Raw genomic sequence first — 6,385 nt, 5'->3', positions numbered from 1 at the left:
TATTTTGTACTACTTGTGGTGCTTGCTTTTGTTGGTTTTGGTTTTGTTGATTTTGTTGGTTTTGGTTGTTGTTGTTTCCGCCAACTCTTCCTACTTCTCTTGCATTGTTCCAGTTAAAGGATAGGATTGCATCTTGCTCTCCTCCACCTTGTCCCTTGCCTGCTATTTCATCCATAGCATCAACCCAAACTGCTATTCTAACCTTGTCATACTTGCCATTCATAACCCAGGACCATACATTTCCAGATGATTGCTCTGCTTGATACTTGCTTCCATCGTAGATAAATAGGTTGTATAGGTTTCCTGTAAATGTCTTGCCAGCAAATTCCCTTTGCATTGGTCCAAATTGTACACTATACCTGAACTGTCCATTTCTTTCTTCTACTCTTGCTGTGTGGTTTATTGCCCCATTAGCCATAGAATACCTATTTTCATGTGCGTGAAGAACTTCTACAGGTACTTCATATTGGATTGTTACTGGTCCATTATTTTTATTGTTATTTTGGTTATTGTTGTAAACTCCCCATGATGAGTTGTTATTCCAACCTTGGTTGTTATTGCCATAGCTTCCCCATGATGAGTTGTTATTCCAGCCTTGGTTGTTATTGCCCCATGATGAGTTGTTATTCTTATTCCAAGAATTATTAGAATTTCCACTAGAGTTTGGATTGTTTCTTGCTATTGCATTGTTCAAAGCACTAAGGGCAAGCCTAATATCTGTGGATGTTGCTTTATCATTAAGTAAAACACTATTAGCATTTGCCATTGCATTACTTAAGAACCTATCTGCCCCATTAGTAGCAATAAGAGCATTTGCATTATCAATAGAATCCTTTAAAATTCCACGAAGTTCATTAATATTTGTAGAAGGCTTTTCCTCACTACCAGATTGATTACCTTCTCCCTTATTATCAACAATAGGGTCCTCCTTAGGCCAATCAGTCCAAGCTTTTGCTTGAGACCCCTTAACTAATATTTTAGCGTTTTGAGTTCCCATTCCTTTACTAATAGACTCCATAGCATCTACAAAAACTTTAACATAAATTTCTCCATCCTTTGACGCAAGTTCTGGATTAATTTCAAATTTTAATAAGGAAGGATATTCCTTTGTAGTCCCATCTAAGCCCACTTCATTTACCTTTGTAACATCAGTGACTTCTTTAGCATTGGAATTAAAATCATTCTTTTCATAGATCCATAACTTTTCAAGATGACCTATAAGATTGAATCCATTTATTTTTTTTCTTAAGGCTTTGAACTTTATAGTCATATATGTCTTTCCATTTTCTTTAGATATTTTTGCTTTTTGTACTAAAGCTAAATTACCCATAGAATTTTTATCATCAACAGAATGTCTTAAAATAACAGGAACTTCAAAGTTTTCCTCACTTGTTTTATTGCATTTAGACATAGCTACATTAAGTCTTGAAATGCAATCACTCTCATCATCTTTTGTAAATATAAGCCTATCTAAATTAGATTCAACTTCATTAATTATTTTTTGTAAGTCTTTATATGCTTCCTTGTTATTAGTTTCGTTAATTGCTTTTGCCTTAGTTAAAATTTTTTCTACAGCAGTTTTATCTCCCTCTTTATATTCCTCTATTGAATCAGACAAAATATTTAAAATAGCATACTTACTACCCATTCCATATCTATTATCTTGTTCAAAATCAAATTTATAAGCGGCATTGATATCGTCTGGATCACCAGTATAATTACTAATTTCATCTACATCTGTAAACTCTTCCATAACAGGCACAAAAACTTCTACTTTTGCTGGAATTGTATTTTTGAATTTACTATCTGCTAAATTTGGATATCTATTTTTCCAATAGTCCTCATAATTTTTTGTTTCAAACGGAAATTCCAAAATCTTTGGATACTTCATGTCTTTTCCATATTTTTCACATAATTCATCAGTATGATCATAATATTTTAGACAGTTAGCTTTTTCAAAATTATCTCTATCCTTAGCAGATTTATTAAAATCTTTTATATGTCTCATCTCTAAGAGATAACCTGAAAACCAAGTATCATACATACTTATAGCAATTGGATTCATTTCAATCTGAATATATACTTTCCCATCAGATTTCTTTATTAACTTTGCTATTTCCCCTACTGCTTCATTCGACATAGATTTTTGATCATTGACAGTATGATATAACATAATATTTGCAAGATAAGTCTTATTTTCTTCTAACTTATCAAAAGTAACCCTATTTGTAGAAGAATTAGTTTTTTTTATTAATTCAACTATTTTATTAGTTTTTTCATAATATTCCTTTGTCTTTTGATTGATTTCATTAGATGTAAGAATTAATTTTGAAGAATTTTTATCAATTAAATCTGCCTGTTCTCTTATTAACCCTTGTATAAGATCAAATATTTCCTTTGTATCCTTATATGGCTTATCTCCTTTTTTAAATTCTGAAACTAATTGATATAATTCCTTATCTTCTGGTGTTCTCTTATCATTTTTCTCATCAAAAACTTCCGTTCCTCTTAAAATAGAAATCCTATAAAATAAATAGTTTAATATACTAGTTCTTACAGCACTTCTTATACTCCCTAATTCTTCTTTATCACTTTTATTTTCATAATCTTTCGATTTGTTTTTTATTTGATCCTTTATTATGTTTAGAAAAATTGGATTCAGGCTTGGATCTATTTGATCAACTACTTGTAAATATTGCTTGATATCTTTCTTTATATCATCATTAGATTCCTCTGCAAATACAGGTATAGATGTTATTAAAAGAACAGATACAAGAACTAATATAAAAATATTTTTTAGCCCTTTCATATTTATTTAATAACACTAAGTCTATCCCAATTTATTGTTGGAATTGCCTCTTGCCTACCCATTCCTTTCTTAATTTTTTCCATAACACTAGCATAAACTTTTATCTTAATACTTTGGATTTTACTAGTAGGTTTATCAATTTTAAATCTTACTTCTTTTGGATAATTAACAAAATCTGATTCAGGATTTTGTAAATCTCTTAAATCTTTTTGCCATGACAATACTTCTGAATCTTTTAGTTCTTGATTTTTATCATAATATTTAAGGTCTTCCATATATCCTTCGAATGTATGTTTTTTTCCTTCTTGTATTATTGTTCTCTTAATTTTTTTCATAGTTATGTGAAGCCAATATTGTCCACTTGAATCCACTTCGACTTTACTGCTAACAACTCCTTTATTCATCATAGATGGTCTATCTTTCTTATCTGGATCAGAATTCATAATTTTCATTTCAACATTATATTCACCTTGTGGAAGATTTTTATAATCTAAATAGTTATCTCTTAATGAAGCTTCTTTTACAAGATTTCCACCAAATAAACTATTATTATCACTTAATGTCTTGCTACCTTCTGCAAAAACAGAACCACTTGCTATTATTGCAAGGCCTAAGCCTGCAACTACTAAATTTTTTGAAATATTTTTCATTTTATTATCTCCTCTTTAATAATTTATTATTAATCTAGCAACAGGTCTTGCATTTCCCATTGCATCATTTTTAACTCTTATATAATATTCACTACTTGGTCTATTTCCTAATTCAATAAGAATTTTTTTGTTGTAAAATTCTACTCCTTGGAGTCCTGTATCTGAAAACTTTGATATTGGAGTAAGATTTAATAGCCTTGAACCTAGACCATTTTCAAAAACTTCAAGATCAAGTAGGTGGGCTCTAATATTTCCAAAGTACATTGTTTTTAAGCCAAGTTCCAAATAATATTTTCCATCTATTTGTAACAATTTTCCTTGATTTTCAAAAACATTACTTGCCATAGATCTTTGATTAGAGTTTTCCTTTAGTATATTTATATTTACAGCTTGTCCCTTACCCTTATATGAAAGATTGTTTAAGGCCTTATCGAGATTTTTTATAGAATCCCTTAGACTATTAAGGTCATTATTACTAATAGCATATTGAAGTCTATCTCTTGTCCCTTGTAATTCATTTTCACTAGACTTATTTAAAATATTTTTATTTAATATTTCATTTGCTACTTGGACTAATACCTTAGCCTTTTCCTTATAAAATTCTGGGGATTCATCACCAGAAGATTTTGCTAAGTTCATAGTTCTTTCAATCTTTTCAACTCCACTTAAACAGATATAAGGAGTTTTAAATTTTCCAAGGTCATTTTTCGCCTTTTCTATATCTCCTTCCAAGATAAGTGAGTATAGGTTTACTTCTCCGCTGTTTAAATAAGCTTCTGCTTCTTTAATCTTATTAGACAAGAGATTTATTGCCATTTTCCTAACACTATTTTTATCAACTTGTCCAATAACATAATATCCTTGGTTACTTGAAATATTAAATACAAGTTCCCTTGGACTTGCCTTTGTTGCCAATGGAATTAACTTACCATCCTTATATTCATAAGCGAAATAATTACCTAAATTATTTCCCTTTAGTTTTACTGTGGCAAGAGGACATACATTGGCATTCCATGAACCATTATAATTTAATTCTAAAGGCTTATTGCCATCATATAGGCTTAGCTTTACAAGGCTCGGATTATAAATACCCTCTTCTTCTGCAAGATTGTTTAATTCCTCCTGCATATTGTAGTCTGATAATTCCTCTGCATATATCATTGAATTCTTTGGTAATGCAGCTTTTTTACCAGTGCTTAAAATCATAGGACATCCTAGGTCTGGCATAGTATCTCCCTTGACTTCTGATATAGTTTCCTTGTCGTAAGGTATAACATAAGTTTGGGTATTTCCTACTCCCATACCATTTTTATCAAAGGCTTTTACCTTTAAAGTTACATTTCCACCCATAGAAGATATATTTGTCATATTAAAAGGATCAATTTCAACATTATAATAAGAGTCTTCATGAAACTTACTTTGATTGTAAAAACTTAAGTCTGCATCAAAGGAAGATTCATTAGGTTCACTTCCATCTAGGGTATATTTAATATTTCTTATATTACTTGTAATAAATGAGTTTTTATTAAATATAAACCTTACATTTTCACCATCTCTTGTTAATCTAAACTTGTTTCCATCTATTGATGTGTAAGGTGAATATAAGACTCCTCCAATATTGAAATCATAAGGAAGTTTATTAGATTTGTTTTTCTTTACACTTACATCATCTTGTTTTACAAATTCAAGTTTTAAGTCATCTGAATTGGATTTTGCTGGTGTCAATAGGCTTAAGTTGATTTTAGCAGATTGCTCATATCTTTCTTGTTTGTACTTTGTTGCCTGGAATTTACCATAAAGATAAATTTCTTCAGCCCCATCTATTGGAATATAGGCTTCTGATAGTTGGTATTTGCCACCAATTTTTCCTTCTTCTATTACTTTACTTTGTAAGCTATAACGTGTTTGGTCTTCTCCGTAGGAGTATTCTAAAGTTTCTGTACCATCATCATATCCACTACTATCAAGTTTTAAATTGAAGAAGTTAATATATAAGTATTTTTTCCCTTGGTATTCAACAATTTTTCCAACTTGGTCAACTATCTTCCTTAGTTTTGGTTGTGCAAATTTTGTATCCGCTAAATTGATATTTACAAATTCGTTTGAATTCTTTTCTTGAAGAGTGTCCCAATATATAGTTGGTCTTGCATATTGAGTTCCCATTTCTTCTCCTTCTTCACCGAATTCTTCCATTACCGGAACAAAGACTCTCACTTTTGTTTCTTGAATATTTTCAAGTTTAGTCTTATCAATAGGATACATAATATTTTTTGGGTATTTTAATTTATACTTTTGGGATAGTTCGTCTTGATAGTCATAATAATCTAGCACACTAGCTTTAGCATAATTCTCTTTAGAATCTAAATAATAAATATTCCCCAAATATCCTGTTGCCCCATATTCATCAAGCGTTAATGGTAGCATCTTAAACTTTAGAAAATAATTACCATTCTCAACTACAATACTTGCTGGTTTTTCCACAGCATCATCCATCATAGATAATGATGTTTTCCCATTCTTCCTAACTTCAATCTTTACACTATATTCGCCATCTGGCAAATTCCTGTAGTCAAGCTTTGTCTTTGCAAAAGTCTGACCTGTTAATATAAAGATTAATAAGCTAAAAAATATGAAACTTTTAATTTTTTTCATTTCAGCTCCTCTCTCTTAACATTAAAAATACAAATGCCTACGTTCTTACTTGTCGCTTATTATGTCCTCTATTTTTTAACCACCTCCTTTTTATCTATTTACTTAAAAATCTTGTTTTCTCCATCATTAAAACACTTTTCTTTTATTTGTTTTTATGAAATTTTATGAGATTATTTTCAATAAATATTAAGTTCCTTAAGGCCATCCTCTTTAGGTTAAGGATAGCCTTAAGAAATATTTTTAATTGTGATCAATGTTATAAAGAACTTGTGCA

The 6,385-nt window shown here is 30.2% G+C and carries 2 protein-coding genes and 1 pseudogene; all 3 read right to left on the bottom strand.

The genetic code is table 11. From position 1 onward, the window contains the following. A pseudogene (locus HMPREF1864_RS04965) lies at window positions 1-2,809 on the bottom strand (NEAT domain-containing protein); the annotation flags it as partial. A gap of 2 nt (window positions 2,810-2,811) precedes the next feature. Next, complete coding sequence (locus HMPREF1864_RS04960) at window positions 2,812-3,459, bottom strand: NEAT domain-containing protein (RefSeq protein WP_062571735.1); 648 nt, start codon at window positions 3,457-3,459, stop codon at window positions 2,812-2,814. Window positions 3,460-3,474: 15 nt separating this feature from the next. Beyond that, window positions 3,475-6,111, bottom strand: coding sequence for an NEAT domain-containing protein (locus HMPREF1864_RS04955; RefSeq protein WP_062571734.1), 2,637 nt, complete (start codon window positions 6,109-6,111; stop codon window positions 3,475-3,477). Between the last annotated feature and the right edge of the window lie 274 nt (window positions 6,112-6,385).

This window comes from Peptoniphilus sp. DNF00840 (genome assembly GCF_001553125.1).
Classification (GTDB): Bacteria; Bacillota; Clostridia; order Tissierellales; family Peptoniphilaceae; genus Peptoniphilus_A; species Peptoniphilus_A vaginalis.
Note: the sequence above shows the minus strand (reverse complement) of the source record. Positions and strands in the feature narration are given on the sequence as shown.

Bases quoted from the DNA above. Each gene is read 5' to 3' on its own strand.
- HMPREF1864_RS04955 (WP_062571734.1), bottom strand. From the start codon at position 6,111: ATGAAAAAAATTAAAAGTTTCATATTTTTTAGCTTATTAATCTTTATA.
- HMPREF1864_RS04960 (WP_062571735.1), bottom strand. From the start codon at position 3,459: ATGAAAAATATTTCAAAAAATTTAGTAGTTGCAGGCTTAGGCCTTGCA.